General features: G+C 52.3%; 20 protein-coding genes, 8 tRNA genes, 1 rRNA gene and 1 pseudogene. 29 read left to right on the forward strand and 1 reads right to left on the reverse strand.

What is annotated here, in order from left to right; genetic code table 11:
* From rrf to KNP76_RS10655, 29 genes and pseudogenes are all read left to right on the forward strand, one after another.
* Positions 1–87: ribosomal RNA gene (gene rrf / locus KNP76_RS10515) — 5S ribosomal RNA — on the forward strand; the annotation flags it as partial.
* An 8-nt stretch (positions 88–95) separates the two neighbouring features.
* Positions 96–170, forward strand: a tRNA-Asn gene (locus KNP76_RS10520).
* 5 nt (positions 171–175) lie between these two features.
* Positions 176–250 (forward strand) — tRNA-Glu (locus tag KNP76_RS10525).
* A 4-nt stretch (positions 251–254) separates the two neighbouring features.
* Positions 255–330 (forward strand) — tRNA-Val (locus KNP76_RS10530).
* A 27-nt stretch (positions 331–357) separates the two neighbouring features.
* Positions 358–430 (forward strand) — tRNA-Thr (locus KNP76_RS10535).
* 6 nt (positions 431–436) lie between these two features.
* Positions 437–520: transfer RNA gene (locus KNP76_RS10540), tRNA-Tyr, on the forward strand.
* Between the two features lie 5 nt (positions 521–525).
* Positions 526–598 (forward strand) — tRNA-Lys (locus tag KNP76_RS10545).
* Positions 599–604: 6 nt separating this feature from the next.
* Positions 605–679, forward strand: a tRNA-Gly gene (locus KNP76_RS10550).
* A 10-nt stretch (positions 680–689) separates the two neighbouring features.
* A tRNA-Ala gene (locus tag KNP76_RS10555) sits at positions 690–765 on the forward strand.
* A gap of 200 nt (positions 766–965) precedes the next feature.
* Complete coding sequence (gene rocF / locus KNP76_RS10560; RefSeq protein ID WP_214844499.1) at positions 966–1,859, forward strand: arginase; 894 nt, start codon at positions 966–968, stop codon at positions 1,857–1,859.
* Between the two features lie 140 nt (positions 1,860–1,999).
* Positions 2,000–2,575, forward strand: coding sequence for an RNA polymerase sigma factor SigW (gene sigW, locus KNP76_RS10565; RefSeq protein ID WP_214842141.1), 576 nt, complete (start codon positions 2,000–2,002; stop codon positions 2,573–2,575).
* On the forward strand, positions 2,572–3,210 hold the full coding sequence (locus KNP76_RS10570; protein ID WP_214842143.1) for an anti-sigma factor: 639 nt from the start codon (positions 2,572–2,574) through the stop codon (positions 3,208–3,210). Before sigW ends, KNP76_RS10570 begins: the two co-directional genes overlap by 4 nt.
* A 128-nt stretch (positions 3,211–3,338) precedes the next feature.
* Positions 3,339–4,199: a diadenylate cyclase CdaA gene (gene cdaA, locus KNP76_RS10575; RefSeq protein ID WP_034804079.1), complete on the forward strand. Its 861-nt coding sequence runs from the start codon at positions 3,339–3,341 to the stop codon at positions 4,197–4,199.
* A complete protein-coding gene (locus tag KNP76_RS10580) occupies positions 4,200–5,480 on the forward strand; it encodes a CdaR family protein (protein WP_214844500.1) in 1,281 nt (426 codons plus the stop codon).
* A 35-nt stretch (positions 5,481–5,515) separates the two neighbouring features.
* Positions 5,516–6,874 carry a phosphoglucosamine mutase gene (glmM, locus tag KNP76_RS10585; protein ID WP_214844501.1) on the forward strand — a complete coding sequence of 453 codons (1,359 nt, stop codon included), beginning with the start codon at positions 5,516–5,518 and terminating at the stop codon, positions 6,872–6,874.
* Positions 6,875–7,232: 358 nt separating this feature from the next.
* Positions 7,233–9,029 (forward strand): glutamine--fructose-6-phosphate transaminase (isomerizing), encoded by a 1,797-nt coding sequence (gene glmS, locus KNP76_RS10590; protein WP_214844502.1) that lies wholly within the window; start codon positions 7,233–7,235, stop codon positions 9,027–9,029.
* A 130-nt stretch (positions 9,030–9,159) separates the two neighbouring features.
* Entirely contained in the window at positions 9,160–9,729 is a 570-nt protein-coding gene (locus tag KNP76_RS10595; protein WP_214844503.1) for a hypothetical protein, read from the forward strand.
* A gap of 101 nt (positions 9,730–9,830) precedes the next feature.
* Positions 9,831–10,418, forward strand: coding sequence for a YdhK family protein (locus tag KNP76_RS10600; protein WP_214844504.1), 588 nt, complete (start codon positions 9,831–9,833; stop codon positions 10,416–10,418).
* Positions 10,419–10,525: 107 nt separating this feature from the next.
* Entirely contained in the window at positions 10,526–11,005 is a 480-nt protein-coding gene (locus KNP76_RS10605) for a DUF2975 domain-containing protein (protein ID WP_214844505.1), read from the forward strand.
* A 9-nt stretch (positions 11,006–11,014) separates the two neighbouring features.
* Positions 11,015–11,221 (forward strand): helix-turn-helix domain-containing protein, encoded by a 207-nt coding sequence (locus tag KNP76_RS10610; protein WP_211780285.1) that lies wholly within the window; start codon positions 11,015–11,017, stop codon positions 11,219–11,221.
* Between the two features lie 97 nt (positions 11,222–11,318).
* A complete protein-coding gene (locus KNP76_RS10615) occupies positions 11,319–12,008 on the forward strand; it encodes a DUF975 family protein (RefSeq protein WP_214844506.1) in 690 nt (229 codons plus the stop codon).
* A 68-nt stretch (positions 12,009–12,076) separates the two neighbouring features.
* Positions 12,077–13,006 carry an NAD(P)/FAD-dependent oxidoreductase gene (locus tag KNP76_RS10620; RefSeq protein WP_251137441.1) on the forward strand — a complete coding sequence of 310 codons (930 nt, stop codon included), beginning with the start codon at positions 12,077–12,079 and terminating at the stop codon, positions 13,004–13,006.
* A gap of 72 nt (positions 13,007–13,078) precedes the next feature.
* Positions 13,079–13,552 (forward strand): YfbM family protein, encoded by a 474-nt coding sequence (locus KNP76_RS10625; protein WP_214844508.1) that lies wholly within the window; start codon positions 13,079–13,081, stop codon positions 13,550–13,552.
* Between the two features lie 118 nt (positions 13,553–13,670).
* Positions 13,671–14,048 (forward strand): annotated as a pseudogene (locus KNP76_RS10630) (GNAT family N-acetyltransferase); the annotation flags it as partial.
* 85 nt (positions 14,049–14,133) lie between these two features.
* Positions 14,134–14,577 (forward strand): MarR family winged helix-turn-helix transcriptional regulator, encoded by a 444-nt coding sequence (locus KNP76_RS10635; protein WP_214844509.1) that lies wholly within the window; start codon positions 14,134–14,136, stop codon positions 14,575–14,577.
* Positions 14,578–14,580: 3 nt separating this feature from the next.
* A complete protein-coding gene (locus KNP76_RS10640) occupies positions 14,581–17,238 on the forward strand; it encodes an MMPL family transporter (RefSeq protein WP_214844511.1) in 2,658 nt (885 codons plus the stop codon).
* A gap of 313 nt (positions 17,239–17,551) precedes the next feature.
* Positions 17,552–18,871, forward strand: a complete 1,320-nt coding sequence (locus KNP76_RS10645; RefSeq protein WP_211780290.1) for a methyl-accepting chemotaxis protein — start codon at positions 17,552–17,554, stop codon at positions 18,869–18,871.
* Between the two features lie 102 nt (positions 18,872–18,973).
* Positions 18,974–19,258 (forward strand): putative quinol monooxygenase, encoded by a 285-nt coding sequence (locus tag KNP76_RS10650; protein WP_214844513.1) that lies wholly within the window; start codon positions 18,974–18,976, stop codon positions 19,256–19,258.
* Positions 19,259–19,272: 14 nt separating this feature from the next.
* Complete coding sequence (locus KNP76_RS10655) at positions 19,273–19,764, forward strand: VOC family protein (protein WP_214844514.1); 492 nt, start codon at positions 19,273–19,275, stop codon at positions 19,762–19,764.
* Between the two features lie 16 nt (positions 19,765–19,780).
* On the opposite strand, the gene KNP76_RS10660 is transcribed toward KNP76_RS10655, so the two are convergent.
* Positions 19,781–21,598: an LTA synthase family protein gene (locus KNP76_RS10660; RefSeq protein ID WP_214844515.1), complete on the reverse strand. Its 1,818-nt coding sequence runs from the start codon at positions 21,596–21,598 to the stop codon at positions 19,781–19,783.
* Positions 21,599–21,653 lie beyond the last annotated feature (55 nt).

The raw sequence follows: 21,653 nt of genomic DNA on the forward strand, positions 1-21,653 counted from the left end.
CGTTCCCATGCCGAACACGGAAGTTAAGCGCTTCAGCGCCGAAAGTAGTTGGGGGTCTCCCCCTGTGAGGATAGGACGTTGCCAGGCAAGATCGTTCCGCAATAGCTCAGTGGTAGAGCAACCGGCTGTTAACCGGTAGGTCGTAGGTTCAAATCCTACTTGCGGAGCCAATTTAGGCCCGTTGGTCAAGCGGTTAAGACACCGCCCTTTCACGGCGGTAACACGGGTTCGAATCCCGTACGGGTCACCATTATGGAGGATTAGCTCAGCTGGGAGAGCACCTGCCTTACAAGCAGGGGGTCGGCGGTTCGATCCCGTCATCCTCCACCATCTTTTATAATCAATCAAACCATATATGCCGGTGTAGCTCAGTTGGTAGAGCATCTGACTTGTAATCAGAGGGTCGAGGGTTCGAATCCTTTCGCCGGCACTCCTTGGGGGGGTAGCGAAGTGGCTAAACGCGGCGGACTGTAAATCCGCTCCCTCGGGTTCGGCGGTTCGAATCCGCCCCCCCCCACCAGGTTTGAGCCATTAGCTCAGTTGGTAGAGCATCTGACTTTTAATCAGAGGGTCGCAGGTTCGAGCCCTGCATGGCTCATTTTTTGCGGAAGTAGTTCAGTGGTAGAATACGACCTTGCCAAGGTCGGGGTCGCGGGTTCGAATCCCGTCTTCCGCTCCATATCATTCCCGGGGCCTTAGCTCAGCTGGGAGAGCGCCTGCCTTGCACGCAGGAGGTCAGCGGTTCGATCCCGCTAGGCTCCACCATTTGTTTGTTTCTTAAGTTATTGATGACTTAAGTTTTTTTTTGCCTAAAACCATGAACCATTCACTTGAGAGTACAGAGAAAGGCAGCCTGCCACCATTCAGGCTGCCTTTTTGTATGTTTATACACGACCGTGCGAAGTTGAACCACTTGATTGATAGCGTTTACAATAAAGGTATTAATCGGTCAAGGGGGAATGGCTATGCAATGGTCATATATTGAAGTACCACTCCGTTATGGACAGGGGAAAGACGGAGTCGATCAAGGTCCGAGTAAACTTCGGGAACTCGGGTTAGAGGCGTTATTGCCTGAGGGAACGGCAAAGCGAACAATCCGCGTGTTGCCTGAATCCGAAATCCGTGAGAATGAAGAGCACTTGAAACGGGTAGATGGCGTGTTATACACGGTCAATGGGCTCGCGGAAGCCGTCCATGAGGAAGTTCAGGCGAATCGTTTCCCATTGATTGTCGGAGGCGACCATAGCATGGCCATCGGAACGCTCGCAGGTCTTGCTAAAACTGGTCCATATGGCGTCATTTGGGTGGATGCCCATGCGGATTTGAATACAGGTGAGACGTCACCTTCGGGGAACATTCACGGCATGCCGCTTGCAGCCGCCATGGGGATGGGGGATGTCCGTTTGACGGAGGTCGGAGGAAGAGAGCGTAAGCTTCTGCCGGAGCACCTGGTCTATATTGGACTTCGCGATATCGATGAAGGGGAGATTCGTGAAATCAATCGACTCGGGATTAAAGTCATCACGGTCGAAGAAGTTCGAACGCGCGGTGCGGACGTGATTATGCAAGAGGCGATTGCCTATTTACGTGAACGCGTCGGTCGTTTTTATGTCAGTTTTGACATGGATAGCTTTGATGCGAGCCTCGTCGCAGGGACAGGGACGCCGGTCGAGGGGGGATTGACCGCTGCAGAAGGGAAAGCGATTGTCGCTGAAGCGATGACCGCAGACGAGTTGATTGCCATCGAACTCGTTGAACTGAACCCATCCCTTGATGTCGAAGACAAGACGGCCCAGTTGGCGTTCGCGCTCTGCGAGACGATTGTGAAATCCAAAGAAAACCTGTTATTGGAAAGTTGAATTAGTTTCCATCCCTTACAGTTTCCAAATCCTTTTGCTACAATGGGTTTGGAAACTTTTTTTGTTGGAGATGAAACTTATTTGATGGATTGCACGTATAGAGGGATGACCGCATAGCTGCGGAGAGGGAGAGTGGATTGATGGAACGGCTGACCACCCGTTTGGTCGACGAATTGCGGTCGGGGAATCACGATTCGTTTGCTGAATTGGTAGAACTGTACAAGGACGGTGTCTTTGCTGTCGCCTATAAGATTCTATATGACCGTGGCGAAGCCGAGGACGCTGCCCAAGAAACGTTCATACGAGCCTATACACGGATTGAGACGTACGACCCACAATATAAATTTAAAACATGGTTGTACCGAATCGCGACAAACGTCGCCATTGATCGACTTCGCAAACGGAAGCCGGAGTATTCAATGGATGCGGAAATCGCGGGTACCGAGGGTCTCACGTATCAAGACCACTTAGCTGATGAAGCGCCCCAACCCGATGCTCAAGTCGTTCATCGCGAAATTCGAGGTGAGATGCATGAGGCAATCAAGCAACTGCCTGACAAATATCGCATTCCGCTACTTTTAAAGTATGTGGATGATTTGTCATTAAAAGAGATTAGTGTGATGATCGATATGCCGGTCGCAACGGTTAAAACAAGGATTTTCCGGGGAAGAGAAATGTTGAAAACAATCTTTCAAAACAGGGAGGGGTTCAATTGACTCCTGAAGAAAAGCTACAACAATATTTGGAAGATGGCATCCTGCCCGAAGAATCTGACGAATTACGTCAATTACTCGAGGACGACGCCTTATACGAGGCCTACCTTCAATACGAACGAATAGATGCCGAACTAAAAGCTTTGCCAAGACCGAGATTGTCTGAGGACTTCACGGCTCGGGTCATGGCGGCTTTACCTGACGCCACAGCACGTCCGACTCATGTTCCGACAGCTGTGCCAGAACCGATTCAAACGCGGAAAGTGCGACGGACGCATTCGAGACAGATGGTTTGGTTCCGGAAACATCCTGGCCTGATTGCGGCTGTCCTCTTCTTCAGTTTGATGTCGAGCGCGACGCTCGGGCTATGGAACGGTTCAACGGAGACGATGACGTATACGAAAGTACCAGGAATCGTCGTCACGTCCAATGAAGTCGTCGTACCGGAAGGTGTCACTGTCGAGCGAGATATCACGGTTCAAGGAGGCGACCTCCGCATCGAAGGCAAGGTCGAAGGCAATGCGACGGCCGTCCACGGTCGTGCATATTTGGCAAGCGCCGGTGAAGTGACCGGTGAGCTCGAGCAAATTGATCGGATTTTCGAGTGGATTTGGTATTCCATCAAACAGTTGTTCTAAAGACGCCCGCGGGCGTCTTTTTTGTTCGTTTCAATCTGGTTTCGTTTTATCGCCAAGCGATGCTTCGTTTTGGAAATGTGATATAATGAAACTTGCACAATTGGCTAGGTAGTTGAGGAGGGGAGCATTTGCCGCTACTGGAACAGGTTTCATTCTTATCATTTTTTAGTCTTTCGGAGAACGTACATTGGTACGATTATTTGAATGACGTTTTAGATATCGTCGTCGTCACGTACGTCATCTACAAGCTGATGATGATCGTCCGTGGCACAAAAGCGGTTCAACTGATTAAAGGGATCTCGATTATCCTCGTCAGTTGGTTCCTCAGTGGATTCTTTGGATTAAAGACGTTGCAATTCTTGCTGAATCAAGTCATCACGTATGGTCTGCTCGGAATCATCATCATCTTCCAACCAGAGTTACGACGTGGGCTAGAACACTTAGGCCGGACGAGCAACCTGTTCGGTCGGACGAGTACGAGCGATGAGGACAAACAGCGTCAAATGATTGAGGCGATTGTCAGTTCGGCGCAATATATGTCGAAACGCCGAATCGGTGCATTGATTGCAATCGAGCGGGACACCGGCTTGAACGAGTACGTCGAGACAGGGATTCGCATGGATTCGCACATCACGTCGCAATTGATTATCAACTTGTTCATCCCGAACACGCCACTCCATGACGGGGCGATGATTATTCAAGATGGGAAAATCGCCGCTGCCGCTTGTTATTTGCCGCTATCGGAGAGTCCTCACATCGACAAGGCACTCGGGACACGGCACCGTGCAGCGATTGGCGTCAGTGAAGTGACAGATAGCGTGACGCTCACCGTGTCCGAGGAGACGGGAGCTGTATCGCTCGCGATTGCCGGGCGTCTGTATCGTGAGTTAGACGAGGAGGCGCTTCGCAACAAGTTGATTCAAGAACTCGTCATCGAAGAGAAAGAGACGACGCTCTCGTTCTTCGGCAAAAAAGGAGGGGACAAGTAAGTGATTGATCAGTGGTTACAACACAAATGGTTTCTCCGCATCATCGCACTTGCTTTAGCTATCCTTTTATACTTTATGGTCGCCGAGACGAGTTCGTCGACGAGCTCATCGAGTGCCTTGCCGATTGTCGGTCAAAGCTCGATGGCGCTCGATGTGCCGGTGGAAGTCTTTTTCGATGAGGTCCAGTACGTCGCCTATAACGTGCCGGAAGAGCTAAACGTCGAGCTCAAAGGACCATCAAGCAGTTTGACGATGACTCGATTGGTGAAAGATTATCAAGTATTCGTCGACTTGACGAATCTCGGTACCGGATTTCATCGCGTCCCGGTCGAGGCCCGTGGTTTCGGGGGGGATGTGAACGTCAAACTCGAACGGGACACGGTCGAGATTTACATCGATCGTAAACAGACGGTGGAAGTACCGGTCTCCGTTAACATGTTAAATAAAGACCAGTTGCCAGAAGGGTACGTCGTCGGGGACGCTGAAATCGAACCGACGACCGTGAAGGTGTCGGGTGGGGCGAGTCGGATTCAAAACGTGAAAGAAATCACCTTGAACATCGATGTCGCCAACCAGAACCAGACGTTCACCCGAGAGTTACCGCCGACCATTTTAGATGCGAACGGGAACCCGCTCAACGTCACGGTAGAACCAAACATCATTCGTGTGACGGTCCCGGTATATGAACAGAGTGCGGTCGTCCCGATTGAGGTCGTAACGACCGGTGACGTCGCGGATGAATATCGTCTCGTCGATACACTTCTCGCCGACACGGAAGTGCGGGTGTTCGCACCGACTGACGTGCTCGCCAACCTCGATGTAATCGAGACAATCCCAATCGATTTAGGCGGCTTAGACGGAAATAATAAAGTCACAGCGACGCTCCAGTTGCCGGATGGTGCAACGGCACTCGGCAAGAAAGAAGTCGAGGTGCAATTGCTCGTTCGCGGGATTGATGATACACGTGACGATTCAGGCGAATTGACCGAGCGGGTCCGTCTGACGGTGCCGGTAAGCGTTCGTGGTTTTGATCGGACGAACTATACGCTCCGGTCGCCTGACGTCGTCAGTGTGACGCTGTCGGGGAAACGAGCGCTCCTCGAGAACGTCACGTCGAATAGTGTAGGCGTTACGCTCGACTTGACCGGTCTGCCGAGCGGGTTACATGGCGTGGATGTCGATTATGAAGTACCAAAAGGCGTGACGGTCGTCTCGCCAAAAACAATTGACGTCGAATTGACGAGCGTCGATGACGAAACAGAGACGTCTTCGCTTCAATAAGGCGTTCAATCATACAAAAGTGAGGAAATGATCATATGGGTAAATATTTTGGAACAGATGGGGTTCGCGGTGTCGCGAACTCAGAGTTAACAGCAGAATTGGCATATCGTCTAGGACGCGCCGGTGGTTATGTGTTATCGAAACACTTGCCGGTCGGTGAACAGCCGAAAGTCTTGATCGGCCGCGATACACGTATTTCAGGTCACATGCTTGAAGGTGCACTCATCGCGGGTCTTCTCTCAATCGGGGCAGAAGTGATGCGTCTCGGCGTCATCTCGACACCAGGTGTCGCGTATTTGACAAAGTCACTCGATGCGACGGCAGGTGTCATGATCTCTGCGTCGCACAACCCAGTCGCCGATAATGGCATCAAATTCTTCGGTAGCGACGGATTCAAACTCGACGATGCCACGGAAGCAGAAATCGAAGACATTTTAGACGCGTCAGAAGACACGTTGCCACGTCCGGTCGGAAAAGACCTCGGCTTCGTCTCGGATTACTATGAAGGCGCCCAGAAGTACCTTCAGCTGTTAAAACAGACGGTCGATGAGGACTTAGACGGTCTTCATATCGCCCTCGACTGCGCCCATGGCGCGACGAGCGGACTTGCGGCGCGTCTGTTCGCAGACCTCGAAGCGAACGTCTCGACAATCGGGAACTCGCCGAACGGTTTGAACATCAATGAAGGCGTCGGTTCGACCCACCCAGAGCATTTGGCTGAATTCGTGCGTGAAAAGGGTGCGGATATGGGTCTTGCGTTTGACGGCGACGGCGACCGTTTGATTGCCATCGACGAGAACGGTGACGTGGTCGATGGCGACATGATCATGTACATCTGTGGGAAGTATTTGAGCGAGCAAGGCCGCTTGAAAGACAATACGATTGTCGCAACGGTCATGAGTAACCTCGGCTTCCACAAGGCGGTTGAAGAAGCGGGCATGACGGCGCTTCAAACGGCAGTCGGTGACCGTTATGTCGTCGAAGAGATGAAGAAACACAATTACACACTCGGTGGCGAGCAGTCGGGTCACTTGATCTTCCTCGATCACTCGACGACAGGAGACGGGATGCTCTCTGGCGTTCAGCTCGCCCAAATCGTCAAATCGACAGGGCGCAAGCTGTCTGAACTCGCAGCGGAGATGCCAGTGTACCCGCAAAAACTCGTCAACATACGTGTAACGGATAAGAACGAGGCGATGAACGGTGAACGCGTCCTCGCGACGATTCAAGAGGCAGAGGCGGAAATGAACGGGAACGGGCGCATCCTCGTCCGCGCGTCGGGCACGGAACCGCTCGTCCGTGTCATGGCGGAAGCGCCGACAGCAGAAGAATGTGACCGTTACGTCGAAAAAATCGCCCAAGTCGTACGTGAAGATTACGGTGTGGAAGGATAATTTTATCCAAACAGGGAATAACACAAGGGAATCCAACTGTGGATTCCCTTTTTGTTTCCGTTTTGTCACTGTGAAATCTAGTGATTTTCTTGACGAATGGGGGTGTGATTTGTACTATTAAGAGCGTGACCTTAGAAACGGAGGGGCACAGAGTACGAGAAAGCGCCAGAACTCTACGGAGTTGACGAGGACGAAGGTGATCGAGATTTTCGGCGGATGCCTTCTAGTCGCCTGTCACGACTAAGAATCTTTCAGTAAAACGCCCGGGTGACCGGACGGACAAAGTGAAAGACGATGACAGCTCTTAGAAAAAGCCCGTTTCCTTTTTCGAGAAATCGAATATAGAGGAGAATTGTTTATGTGTGGAATTGTAGGAATGATTGGGAATACCGGAGCGAAGGAAATCCTTCTCAAAGGTCTTGAGAAACTCGAGTACCGCGGCTATGACTCGGCTGGCCTTGCGTTGATGCAAGACGGTGTCAACGTTCACAAGGAAGTCGGACGCATCGCCGCGCTACGCGAAATCGTCCCAGCAGAAGTAGACGGCACGATTGGAATCGGCCACACACGTTGGGCGACACACGGGGTGCCGAGCGTCCCGAACGCCCACCCGCATCAGAGCACGACGGGCCGCTTTACGCTCGTCCACAACGGCGTCATCGAGAACGACGAGCAGCTCAAGGCGACGCTCGACGTCCCGTTCAAGTCGGAAACGGACACGGAAGTCATCGTCCAGTTGATGGAGAAGAACTTCGTCGCGCTCGGCGACGTCGAATCGGCGTTCCGCAAGACGCTCGCTGAGCTCCACGGCTCGTACGCGATCGCGATGATCGACTCAGAGGACGAAGAGCGCCTCTACATCGGCAAGAACAAGTCGCCGCTCCTCGTCGGTCTCGGCGACGGCACGTTCAACGTCGTGGCGTCTGACGCGATGGCGATGCTCCAGGTGACGGACCAGTACCTCGAGCTCCACGACGGCGAGATCGTCATCTTGACGCGCGAGTCGGCGACGATCAAGACGCTCGACGGCGAGGTATTGGAGCGCGCGCCTTACACGGCCGAGATCGATGCCTCAGACATCGAGAAGGGCACGTACGCGCACTACATGTTGAAGGAGATGGACGAGCAACCGGCCGTCATCCGCAACATCATCCAGCACTACCAGAACGACGCCGGTGACATCGAGCTCACGGAAGGCGTGCGCTCGCTCGTCTCTGAGGCCGACCGCATCTATATCATCGCTTGCGGTACGAGTTACCACGCTGGTCTCGTCGGCAAACAGTTGATCGAGCGCGTCGCAGGTGTACCGACTGAAGTGCACGTCGCGTCAGAGTTCGGTTATAACATGCCACTTCTCACGGAGAAACCGTTGTTCCTCTTCATCTCACAATCAGGTGAGACAGCGGACAGCCGCGCCGTCCTCGTCGAAGTGAAGAAGCGCGGTTACAAAGCGCTCACACTCACGAACGTTGCCGGTTCGACGCTCTCGCGTGAGGCGAACGAGACGATGCTCCTTCACGCCGGCCCGGAGATCGCGGTCGCGTCGACGAAAGCGTACACGGCTCAAATCGCGGTGCTCGCGATTCTTGCCTACGACATCGCTCGTGCGAACGGGAAGAAAGTACCGTTTGACCTCATGACAGAACTCGCGCGCATCGCGACGATCATGGATTCGGTTATGGCACAAAAAGAAATCTTCGAGCAGTTGGCTGACAAGTTCTTGAAAGAATCACGCAACGCGTTCTTCCTCGGTCGCGGCATGGATTCATACGTCGGTCTTGAAGGGGCCCTCAAGCTCAAAGAGATCTCGTATATCCAAGCGGAAGGCTATCCAGGTGGAGAGCTCAAGCACGGACCGATCGCGTTGATCGAGGACGGCACACCGGTCATCACACTCGTCTCGCAACCGAACACGCACCTCAACATCCGCGGAAACATCAAGGAAGTTGTCGCTCGTGGCGCAGTTGCCTGCACGATTTCGATGGAAGGGATGGAACACGAGAGCGATTCATTCGTCTTGCCACGTGTCGAGCCACTCCTCACACCACTCGTGACGGTGTTACCGCTTCAACTCATCTCGTATTACGCGGCACTCGCGCGTGACTGTGATGTCGACAAGCCACGTAACTTGGCGAAATCGGTAACAGTTGAATAAGTGACAAGACCAAGGTGGAGACACCTTGGTCTTTTTTGTGAACGTTTCTGTATAATCGTGGAACAACAGGGGGAAATCTCGTTTCGATTCGATGGAAACGGTAATAGAAAAGTATAAGCCTATAAGGGAGATGGGGATCATGAATATCGTCCATGGAAATCATCATATGCATTGGGCGATTGGTTTGTTGATTGGATTTGTCTCATTTCTGCTCAGCAGTTTTCTGTTCAGTCTCTTCATTGAAGCGGGCGTCCTCGTCACCTTCCTCACGGGTGGTGTCGGTAGCGGGCTTCTGTTCGTCCTGCTTGGCTACCGTGAACATCTCATTCGAAACGTCGGGTTAAGTACGATTGGTATGGTCGGTGCGATTTTGCTCGGATTTGCCGTCGGTGAAATGACCGCCTCGCTTGTGCCGTCTGTCGGGGAGTCATTTGCCAATGCTATGTTTTTAGTCACTGTGACGACAGTGTTTGGTACGGTGTTAGGGGTGATTGTTTTTGGTAAAAAAACGTTCAGATTCTTCTTCGGGATCAGTCTATTGACGGCACTTGCTTTGACCGTTCTGATTGAAGTGACGAACATCATGCAAGGACAATTCTGGCAAGGCGTCGACTTGAACTACGTGCTGATTGTGACAACGATCGGTATGGTGGCGGGGTTAGCGCTTGGGTTGTTCGAAGATGTGAAACGCGTCCATTAAAGATCGTCTTCGGACGGTCTTTTCAATTTGCTAACAAATCGAGTCAGACCCGCATATCAAATATTGATGAAGGGAAGTGACAGATAGAAGGGAGCGATTTGATGAAACAAAAAAAATGGGCAACGACACTTGGTGCCATGCTACTTGCGACGTCACTTGCCGCATGCGGTGGCACGGGTGATACGACAGAAGAAGATCAAGCAATCGATGTGACCGAGGAGCACAACGCAGAACAAGAAGAGGCGCATGGCACGATGGACCACTCGGGTTCCGGTGAAGTGCCGGACGGCCTACAGGAAGCATCGAATCCGACATACCCGGTCGACTCGACAGTCGTCATGACTGCAGACCATATGCTCGAGATGGAAGGTGCCGAGGCAAAAATCGTTGGCGCCTATGATACGACAGCGTATGCGGTGACGTACACCCCGACCGATGGCGGCGAACCGGTCGAGAATCACAAATGGGTGATACATGAAGAACTCGACACGACCGAGGACGCGCCGCTCGCCGATGGGACCGAAGTGACGCTTCGAGCCGACCACATGGAAGGCATGGACGGAGCGAACGCGACCATCGACTCGAGTGAAGAGACGACCGTCTATATGGTCAACTTCATGCTCCAGGACGGGGAAGAAGTGACGAACCACAAATGGGTGACGGAAGATGAGTTAGAACCGAAAGAATGACCTTCGATGTGAAGGTCTTTTTTTTATGAAATGCAATATTTTTTTATTGATTAACAATAAAATCACTTATATGCTAGAGACACCAAATGAAGTGAGGTGTCGACAACATGAAGCGAGAGACATGGTTTTTAAAGTTAGCTGTCATCGTCCTGACCCTTCCGGTCATCGGAGGCTGTGCTTTGGCATTACCGCATATATGGCGGGAAGCGACAGTGAGCGGCGGGTGGGTGCAAGCCTCGATTCAGCCGATTGTGATTGGAATGTATGTGGCGGCCGTTCCGTTTTTCTACGCGTTGTATCAGACGTTCAAACTGCTTGGATACATCGATCGAGACGAGGTGTTTTCACTCGAGACGGTCCGTGCGCTCCGTCACATCAAGTATAGTGCCGTCATCATCACCGCCGTTTACGCGATGACGTTACCGTTCTTCTACTGGTTCGCCGAACGCGATGACGCGCCGGGATTCCTCCTGATCGGTCTCGTCTTTGTCTTTGCCTCGTTCGTCGTTGCCGTCTTTGCCGAGTTGTTACAAAAACTGTTGAGACGAGCAATCGACATGAAACAAGAAAACGATTTGACGGTGTGAGGTGAGACGATGGCGATTATCGTAAATGTGGATGTCATGTTGGCGAAACGAAAGATGAGTTTGACCGAGTTGTCGGAAAAAGTCGGCGTGACGATGGCAAACCTATCGATTTTAAAAACCGGGAAAGCGAAAGCAATCCGTTTCTCGACGCTCGAAGCAATCTGTCAAGCGCTCGACTGTCAGCCGGGCGACATTTTGGAATATCGGGAAGACTGATCGACAGGGCGAGTGCCCTGTTTTTTTGTGGAGGTTGAAACATTTTTCATCACGTTGCGTATAAGACAGGAAAGACGAATGAAAAAGGGGAAATAAGATGGTCCAGACATGGAATGAACGGGCGTACGAAGCACTGAAAGGAAAGAACTTGACGTTACTTGGGTGGTCATTTGTCTGTGCGTTCATACTGGAGGCAGGAACAATAGTGGACCCGACGTTATACGGGATGACGACAGACACACTGTTCGCTAGTGGCATGTGGTTAATCGGCAGCGCGGTCGTTTCCTTCATGCTGTATCCGATCATCATCGGTTACCACTGGGTGTTACTGGGGACGGTACGAGGAGAGGAAAGTCAGTTCAAGCACGTGTTTCGACCGCTTCGTCAGCGGTATGACAAACATGTGGTGGCCACGATTGTCGTGACGGTATATCAACTGTTATGGACACTGCTCTTTCTCGTACCAGGCATCATCAAATATTTTTCTTATGCGTTCACGTTTTTTATTTTGCGCGATGAGCCTAATTTGTCCATCCGTGAGTCCATCACTAAGTCGCGCGATTTGATGCGGGGGCGAAAAGGCGAGGCGTTCAAGCTGATCTTGCCGTTCATTCCCGTATATGTGCTCGGATTGACGCTGTTCTTCTACTTTAATACCGTTTTTCTCGCTGCATTGTCTTTATTCGTAGCGACCGCCCTCATCCGCCCGTTCATCGTCAGCCGTTTCGCCGTCATGTATGAAGACGCACGCCACGAGTATGATGAGCAATGGAATCGGTCGGCGTGAAGCGCATCGGTTCCGGCGTATAAGTCCTCGGTCATGATACAATCTTCCTGACAGAAGGGGGAATGGACATGAACATCGGCATTATCGGAGCGGGATTGAGCGGGATTGTCGCAGCACGCGAGCTCACCCGTCACGGTCATACAGTTGAATTGATTGAAAAAAGTCGGAGCGTCGGGGGACGCTTGGCGACGAGACGGATTAGAGACGGCAAAGCTGATCACGGGGCGGTCTATTTCACTGTACGCGGGGAAGAACTCAAACAAGAGGTCGCCGACTGGCAGACGAAAGGGTGGGTCAACGTGTGGTACGCCGACCCGTATCCGCGCTACGTCGCCGTCGACGGGATGAACGCCTTGGCCAAACGGTTGTCTGACGGATTGACCGTCCATTTAAACGAGCGAGCCGAAGCAGTTACGATGATGGACGAGGCGGTCATTGTACGGACGGATGTAACGACACGACCGTACGACCGTCTTCTCATCACGTCACCGCTCCCGCAGACGTTTGACTTGCTCGCGGATTTTCCGATTGACACGACGTTACATGGATTGACGTATGCCCCGACGTTCGTCGGCTTGTTCGAATTCGGAAACGAGGTAACCATCGGTCCGGACGGGATTCTCGACACGGGCTTGGCATCGGGTCTGTTAAAAGTTATCAACAACCGTCAAAAAGGTGTCTCGGCGACAGAACTCGTCAGCGTCTATATGGACGAGTCTTGGAGCGAGGAATGGTACGACCGTCCGGAAGACGAGACGCTTCACGAAATCGAGCGCCTCTTGCAGACAGTGACGGCGTCTGTGATTCAATCGAGCCAGTTGAAGCGGTGGCGCTATGCGCAGGCGACCGACGTCTGGAACGAGCCATACTATCGATTGCGTGACGAGCCGATTTTCTTGGCCGGTGACGTCTTCCTCGAGCCGGACGACGCCTCAGGTCGAACGCGATTTGAGAGTGCATACGTCTCAGGACTCCGCGTCGCGGAAGCGATGCGCTAAACCTTCTTCGGAAGGTTTTTTTCATGACCGTGCCGAATAGTCAGACATACGAAATGGAAAGGGGGATCAGACATGGGGATGGTTGGCGCATACATGCGTGTATCGGCCGAAGAGTTGACAGGGCTGCTTCACGAACCGGACCGCTTCGAGGAGCTCGTAGAGGACGAGGGTCGGCAGAGCGATATCGACAAGGCGTGGCACGGGCTTTATTTCTTGTTGACCGGGGAGACGGACTTGGACGAGATTGACCGCCATTCGCTCGGGAAAGTGGTATTTGGGGGCGACGTCTTGGACGAAGAGGCGGGACTCGCTTATTTGACGCCGGAGGAAGTGGCGGATTTGTCCGCACGGCTTCAGTACATCGAACTCGATGCGCTTGAAGCGCGCTATGACATCACGACGATGAATGAGCAACAACTGTATCCGTTTGAGAGCGAATGGGGACTAGAAGAGAAACAGTATTTATTCGAACAGTTCGATGAGTTGAAGCGTGTTTTCAAACAAGCGGCTGACGAAAACGGGGCGCTCGTCACATGGATTGGCTGAGCGTAAAGCCGTTATGCCGTCATGACGAAGCCTGCTTGTACGCGTTCGAGTGTGAAAACCGTGCGTATTTTGAGCGTTCGGTCCCGAGCCGAGGCAACGCAACGCCTACTATGAGCCGGAGTCGTTTCGTCAGTCACTCGAGCGCCTTTTGGCCGAACAGGCGAACGGTGAGGGCTATTATTACTTGATTTGGAAGGATGACACAATCGTCGGACGCCTGAACGTTCGTCACACTGATGCTGAGACCGGGGAAGTCGGCTATCGAATTGGGACGGCTTATGTCAGAAGCGGGTATGCCACGGAGGCTTTACGGCAATGGCTGACGTTTAAGTTACCACGGTTCAGGCGCTTCATTGCCGAGACGACGAACGACAATGTGGCCTCTCAGCACGTGTTAAGACGTGTCGGATTCATCCGCGAGGGTGCGGAAAAACAAATTGAATGGGCAGGACAACTGCTCACGTTCTATACATACGTATATCAACTCGACCGATGAGCAACGACTGCATCGGTCGTTTTTATTGACTGCTGTTAGTTTAGGGCATAAACTAGATAAATATAGTTTAGGGGGTAAACCAACGATGAAAGAATTGATGCGGGAAGCCGTTCAATTATTTGAAGAAGTCATGTTTCAAGGTGCCGAACACGTCATCGATGCGATGGAAGGCGACGTCTGGCGCGAATATTCACGCGAACAGCTGCAGTTGTTGAAGTTGCTCGAACAATTTGGGCCGATTCAAGCCGGACAGTTGGCGCAAAAACAAGGGGTGCATAAAAGCGCCGTCTCGAACCGCTTAAAAAAACTCGTCGACAAAAACCTTGTCGTCAGCCGACGCGGTCAAGACCAACGCGAGCGGTTGATTGAATTGACCGAGGCCGGACGACGCATCGTCGAAGAGGCGGATGCGGCCGTGTACCGTTACGTCGAATCGTTACTCGACGGAAAGATTGACGAGGCAGAAATCGAACAGTTCGTCCGGACGTTCCGGAAAATCAAACAGCTGCTTCGGATTGGGGAGGAATGAGCATTGCGTAACATCATTCAATGGCGGTGGGGGATCTTGATCGGTCTCATCGTCTTAACAGCCGGCTTGTTTATTGCGGCACCTAACTTAACAAAGCAGGCCGAAGAGGCCGGAAGCTTCCAACTCGCTGAAGACATGGACTCGCAACGGGCCCAAGACATCTTGACCGCTGCCGGGAAGAGTGACAAAACGATTTCACTCGTCTACGAATTTGACTCGCTTGGGGAGGCCGAACGGGCTGATATTTCCCGGGTCATCCGTGACATCGAAACGCGCGACGATGTCGTCAAGGACGTCCTCGACCCGTTCGAGAATGAAGAGACCAAAGCACAGCTCGTTTCAGAAGATGCGCGCATCGTGCTCGTCCCAATCACGGTCGAAGGTTCGATGGAGGCCATCAACGCCTTCGCAGATGATGTACGAATGAACGTCTTACCCAAAGATGAGACGGTGTACATCACTGGAGAAGAGATTATCAATAACGATGTGAACTTGAGTGCGCAGGAAGGCTTGAAGAAAACGGAAATCATCACCGTCGTCTTGATTTTCAGCTTGCTCCTCGTCGTTTTCCGCTCCATCGTGACACCGTTCATCCCGCTCATCGCGGTCGGCTTCACGTACCTTCTCAGCCAATCGTTCGTCGCGTTCTTCGTCGATTGGTTCGGCTTCCCGGTCTCGAACTACACGCAGATTTTCCTCGTGGCGATTCTGTTCGGGATTGGCACGGACTACTGCATCTTGCTCCTCAGTCGGTATAAAGAAGAGCTCGGGGCCGGTCACACGATTGAAGACGCAATCGTCAACACGTATAAGACGGCCGGTCGGACGGTTCTCATTAGCGGGCTCGCCGTGTTCGTCGGTTTCGCCTCGATCGGTTTTGCCGATTTCCCGATTTTTAAATCGGCCGTCGCGGTCGCCGTCGGGATTGCGGTCTTACTTCTTATTTTGTTCACCGTCGTCCCGTTCTTTATGGCAACGCTCAAACATCGCTTGTTTTGGCCATCGAAGAAAGCGGGCGAACATCACGACAGTCGTCTTTGGGCCACCTTTAGTCGGCTATCGGTCAACCGTCCGTTCATCTCGATTCTCGTCGTCGCCGCAATTACCGTGCCTGTCTTGTTCACGTACGATGACGCTCGGTCATTCAATACAGTCGATGAGATTGGAGATGACTATGACTCGGTCAAAGGGCTCAATTTAATTTCAGAAGGGTTCGGGAAAGGCGAGTCACTCCCGGTTCAAGTCATTTTGAAACAAGATGGCGCGCTCTCTGAAGCGGAGATTCCGTATATCGAGAAGTTCTCGAGTGAACTTGAAAAAATCGATGGGGTGAGCGGCGTCCGTTCGGTGACACGTCCGACCGGTGACGTCATCGATGACTTCTACGTCGATACTCAGCTTGAACAAGTAAGTGAAGGGCTGGCGGAAGCGGAGACAGGCCTCGGTGACGTCCAAGATGGCCTCGCGCAAGTACAAACCGGTCTTGACGCCGTTGTCGCTCAGCTGCCAGCTGGAGCCTCGAACGCGGGGGCGCCACTTGCGGAAGCAGCGGCAGGGCTGGGTCAATTGAACGCCCAGCTTGGTCTCATCGGACAAGGCTTGACGGTCACACAAAACATTCCAGCGACGGTAGCCGGTCTCGGCCAAGTCTCCGTCGGACTCGGACAAATCGAGGCCGGGATCAATGAAGCTGCCTCGGCTTTAACGGCACAAGGTGCGCAAGTTGGAGAACTTGGGGTCGGCCTGTCTCAGCTCGCCACCGGAGTCGGTGAAGCCAACGCTGGCTTGTCCCAAATTGAAGCGGGATTAGGCGAGGCCGTGTCTTTCTTATCGGCACTTAGTGAGGCGGATAGTTTACGTGACACAGGCGTCTATTTACCGGAAGGGACATTGACGTCCGATACGTTCGCACCGGCCATCGACCGTTACGTGTTCGATGATGGGACCGCGACGCAACTCGAAGTCGTACTCGACATGGATCCGTACTCACCAGAAGCAATCGATACGGTCGAAACGGTGAAAGAGACGATGGACCGCCTCGTCATAGATACCCCGTTTGAAGCGGCTACGATTGGTTATGCCGGCATTTCGAGTATCAATAGTGACTTGAACACGACGTCGACGAACGACTTCAACCGAACGGTCGCCATCATGCTCGTGACGCTCTTTGTCGTCATGGCGATGCTGTTCCGTTCAATGATTATGCCGCTCTATATGATTGGCTCGCTCTTGTTGACGTATTACACGTCAGCGGCCATCACAGAGCTCATCTTCGTCGAAGGACTTGGCTATGACGGGATCAGTTGGGCCGTTCCGTTCTTCGGATTCGTCATGTTGATTGCACTCGGCATCGACTACTCGATTTTCCTTCTCGATCGATTCCGGGAAGAAACGATTAGCGGCATGACGGTACGTGACGCACTCGTCCACTCGATGACGAAGATGGGGACAGTCATCATGACCGCCGCCGTCATCCTCGCGGGTACGTTCGGGGCGATGATTCCGTCGGGCGTGCTCAGTCTCGTTCAAATCGCGACGATCGTCATCACCGGACTGTTACTATACGGATTGATCGTGTTGCCGCTCCTTATCCCTGCGATCACCGTATCGTTCGGGGACGGGGTATGGTGGCCATTCAAATCGAAAGATGAAAATAAATAAGTACCATTCGTCATGTATTTCTAGGACAACAAACGCAGCGGTTGCTGGTATTTGTTGTCCTATTTTTATTTGTTGAGTCAATATGAAGAAAATTGCGAAAAATGGACTAAACATGTTCACATCACGCACCGAAATGTATATAGACTCTTACTTTTCTTGAAAGAAGGCAACAATCATGGTGAATCATTTTGAAAAAATGAGTTCGTTACTCGTATCGCGGATGTTAATCATTTTATTTTTCCTCTCTTATCCGATTATGGGAATTTTGTATTGGCTGGGTGAGCTTGCTGGACAGGATGCCATTAGTTTTATTATGACAGGGACAATTATTCAGATTGGAACGTGGCTCGGTTATCGCTTTTACGTAGAAAAGCCTTGGTTGAAGTACGGTCTGGTCACACTCATGTATATCGCTGCTTCAGCGATTATTTATACCTTGCCCGGTGCGGCGATTCAAAACATCGTCTTTTTATATATTATATTGATGTTGATGTATTTGAATCGTCATCTTGTGTTGTACGGTAGTGTTCTCAGTTTACTCATATCAATTGCAGCTGTCGGGATAGGCCGTTTTTCATTTACCACGCCAGTTGACCTCGTGATTTGGTTCACTGTGCTCACGATGGCGTTATCTGGCGCCTACTTTGTCTCCTTCTTCGGTGCAAAATTATTACATGAGACGTTCGCCCAACAACAACAAGCAGAACAGCATGCGAGTGAGGTGGAACTCACCATGGCGAAGACGACAGCGAGTGCGACAACGCTTCATGGTGCGGTATTTACAATGAATGATTCCGTCGATTCTGTCACGAATGCGTCGGAACAAGTCACGGCACAAATTGATTCGATGACGAAACAAACGTCTGAACAAGCAGGTTTGATTCAAAACGTCGCCTCGCAAATTCAGTCAACCGTACAGGCATTTGAGCGAATGCAACAACAGCTTCAAGACACAACATCACAAGTGAACGGTGTCCTACAAGATGCCCAAATGTCACATGAAAATATGGACTCGACAGAACGGTCGCTTGCTGAACTGAACTTAAGTATCGGCGAAGTGAATCAGGCGTTTAAAGGATTGACCGAGCGATTCCAAGAGGTCCGGACTATCACGGGCACGATCCAGCAGATTTCGTCTCAGACGAACCTACTGTCGCTCAACGCTTCAATTGAGGCAGCGCGAGCGGGGGAACACGGAAAAGGATTTGCCGTCGTCGCGACTGAGATTCGAAATTTATCGGCACAAACGGCCCAAGCCTCATCTCAAATCAATGACATTATCCAACTCGTCATGCAGGAGGTACAAGTGACGGAACGTGCCATCGATGGCAGCACAGAACGTTTGTCGACGCAGGAAGAACAAGTCCGTAAGAGCGGGACATCGATTCTTTCTATGATTCAAACGACAGATACGGTCGCTAGGACAGTCGATGAGACATCACTCCAGCTCCAAGTTGTCGTTTCAGAATTGAACAAAGTTCATCAAGTGACGGGTGACATGACGGCATTGATGACGGCGCTCGAAGTGAGCAGTCAAGACGTTCATGTGCTGACGATGTCACAGCAAGAAGCGTTAGCTTCGTTGAAAGATCAAATTGAAGAACTGAACGAGATTGCGAACGAACTCGTCTAAACGATGGACACGCCTTTACAAATAGGCGTGTCCATTTGCGTATACATCTCTTCCAAAACGGGAACAGTTTTGCGTCAGTCCTAAAATGAGGAGGAATCGCGTATGGCCATTACGATCACCGCTATTTTGAAGGCACATCCAGGAAAAGAAGAGGCGCTACGGCAAGCGCTCGACGAGGTCATCCCCCCGTCGAGACAAGAAGAAGGATGTTTGACGTATGTGCTCCATGAGTCAATTGACGCCCCAGGTACGTTTGTGTTTTATGAGCAATACGAAGACGAGACGGCGCTCGACCATCACATCAACTCACCACACTATCAAGCATACCGACAGGCAGCAGAGACGCTGCTCGCCGTCCGTGACGTGTATCGTCTGCGTGAAATCTGAAAGGAGTCCATCCGATGATTACCCAATCGATAATCCCGTGCATTTGGTTTGAAGGCGACGTCGAGGCAATTGCGGAATGGTACGTGTCGAAGTTTCCCGATTCATTCGTCGACTATACGACGAAACTGACGGACACGCCATCAGGCGAGACGACGGTTGTGACCGTCTCGCTGGCGGGACAGTTCTGTCAACTGCTCGGGGCCGGTCCGTTGAAGGAGCGAAATCCGTCCATCTCGTATATGGTCACGTTCCCGACGTCGGAAGAGGTGGAGACACTGTGGAGCGAGCTTATAGATGGAGCAGAGGTGCTTATGCCGCTCGACACGTATGACTTCAGCGAGCGCTACGGCTGGTTGAAGGACAAGCACGGTGTCTCCTGGCAAATCGTGCCGTGGGAGATGGAAGAGATGTTGATGACCGGAACAAAGGAGCAGTTGGCGCGCGTGACCGAGGCGTTTTTGCCGATGAAAAAGATCGATGTGGCGACGCTCCGGAAAGTCTACTAAAAACAAGCCGTCCCGATTAGTCCGGGGCGGCTTGTTTGTCGGTTTGTGTAAGGGCGGATAAGGCGTCTTTTTCGACGATGATGTCGGAAAGGCGTAACTGGTCGGCCGCTTCGTCAATATACGGCGCGCAGGCGTCGAACGGGAGCGGGTCTCCTGAATCGATTGCATAACACGTGCCGGCCCCGAACGGCTTCGTCAAATCCGGGTCGAAGTAGACATCGTCGTAACGGAACGAGCCGTTTCGGAACACGGTCAAGTTGGGCTCGTCATCGAGAAGCGAACTTCCGAGCATATAGCCGGGCGTCATCCCGAGCAACTCGAGGATGGTCGGGGCGAAGTCGAGTTGACCGCCGCTCGCTTGCATCACCTCGCCACGCGCGAGCCCGGCCGGTTTGATATAGAGCGGTACTGCCCGGTCGAGCGTAAAGACCTCGGTGACGGATATGGCCCCTTCTTTCTCGGCCATCTCGTCGCCGGGGGCGGTCAACCCGTTGTCGTGGTCGCCGTAAAACACAACGAGCGTGTCGTCCCACATGCCGTTCGCCTTCAACGCGTCGACCATCGACCCGACGGCCGTATCGACATAGTGGACGGTGTGATAATAGTTTTGGAGGAGCGGGTCGTCATAGCCGGACAAGTCGAGCCGTTTCTCGCGGTCCGGGATGTCATACGGCGTATGGCTCGTCAAGGCGACGACGAACGAATAGAATGGCTGCTCGAGCGTCTCCATGAAACGGACGGACTCCGTCAAGAAGTCTTGGTCGTTGAGCGCCATGCCGATCACTTCACCGTCTGGGTAGTCCTCTGCGGAGAAGAAGTGATTGAAACCGATGTTTTCGTAAAAGTTATCCCGATTCCAGAACGTCTTATCAAACGCATGCATCGCCGCCGTGTCGTAACCGGCCGCTTTCAATCGTTTAGGCAAGGCGTCGAACGTGTGGTCGGCGTACTGGGTGTAGACAGATCCCGACTTGACCGGGTAGAGCGACGTGTTGACGGTGAACTCCGCATCCGACGTCCGGCCCTCATGTGTCTGGTGATAGACGTTCGGGAAATAAAGCATCTCGTCGCGGAGCGCGTTCAAACTTGGTGTCACGTCTTGACCGTTGATGACTTGGCCAATCACAGACGCTTGAAACGACTCGAGTTGGACGACGATGACGTTCGTGTCGGACGAGGCGCTCACGGTCGCGGAAGACAAGGCGGCGACGTTGGATTGGTCGACGTCGGTCACCGCCGTCCCGAGTCCAGCCCCGTCACGGAGGCCACGCGCGGCGTCTAAGCCGTGATAACCCCAAAATCCGTATTTATAGTACTCACGCATGTTCGAGATGGCCGTCCGGTCGTCCGGTGGATAATTGACAATAAGCGGAACGCTATACAGCATAAGTCCGGCTAACAAACCGAGACCAGCCGCACGAAGTCCTCTCGTCTCTCGAACGGGGTGCCGTTTTCGATACATCACGATTGCCCCAAAAACGAGTAAGTCGGCGAAAAAGAGGAAATCGGTCGCCTGAATCAACGTCAAGAATCCACCGCCGACGTCACCCATCTGGCCGGCATCTGACAAGAGCGCGACCGACAAGACGTTTCCGAAATAGCGGTAATACCAAGCGTCCGAGATGAGCAAGGTGCTATGTAAAAATAGCGAGGCGAGGAGGATCCATCTGCGAACGTTCGGTCGAACGAGTAATGCCCAGCTCGTCATCATGAGGATCATGCCGACGTTGACGAGGAAGAAGTGGAATGTGAATGCACTCGTCGTCAGCACGCTGAATAAATAGAGCTTGAGGAGCGAGAGAATCAAGTAAGTCCAATAATCGAGATATTTCATGCGTTGCCTCCAAGAAAACCAAGTTGGTTAAGTGTTCCTGTTTTCAAGTGGCCAA

This window comes from Exiguobacterium sp. s150 (assembly GCF_018618435.1).
GTDB lineage: Bacteria > Bacillota > Bacilli > Exiguobacteriales > Exiguobacteriaceae > Exiguobacterium > Exiguobacterium alkaliphilum.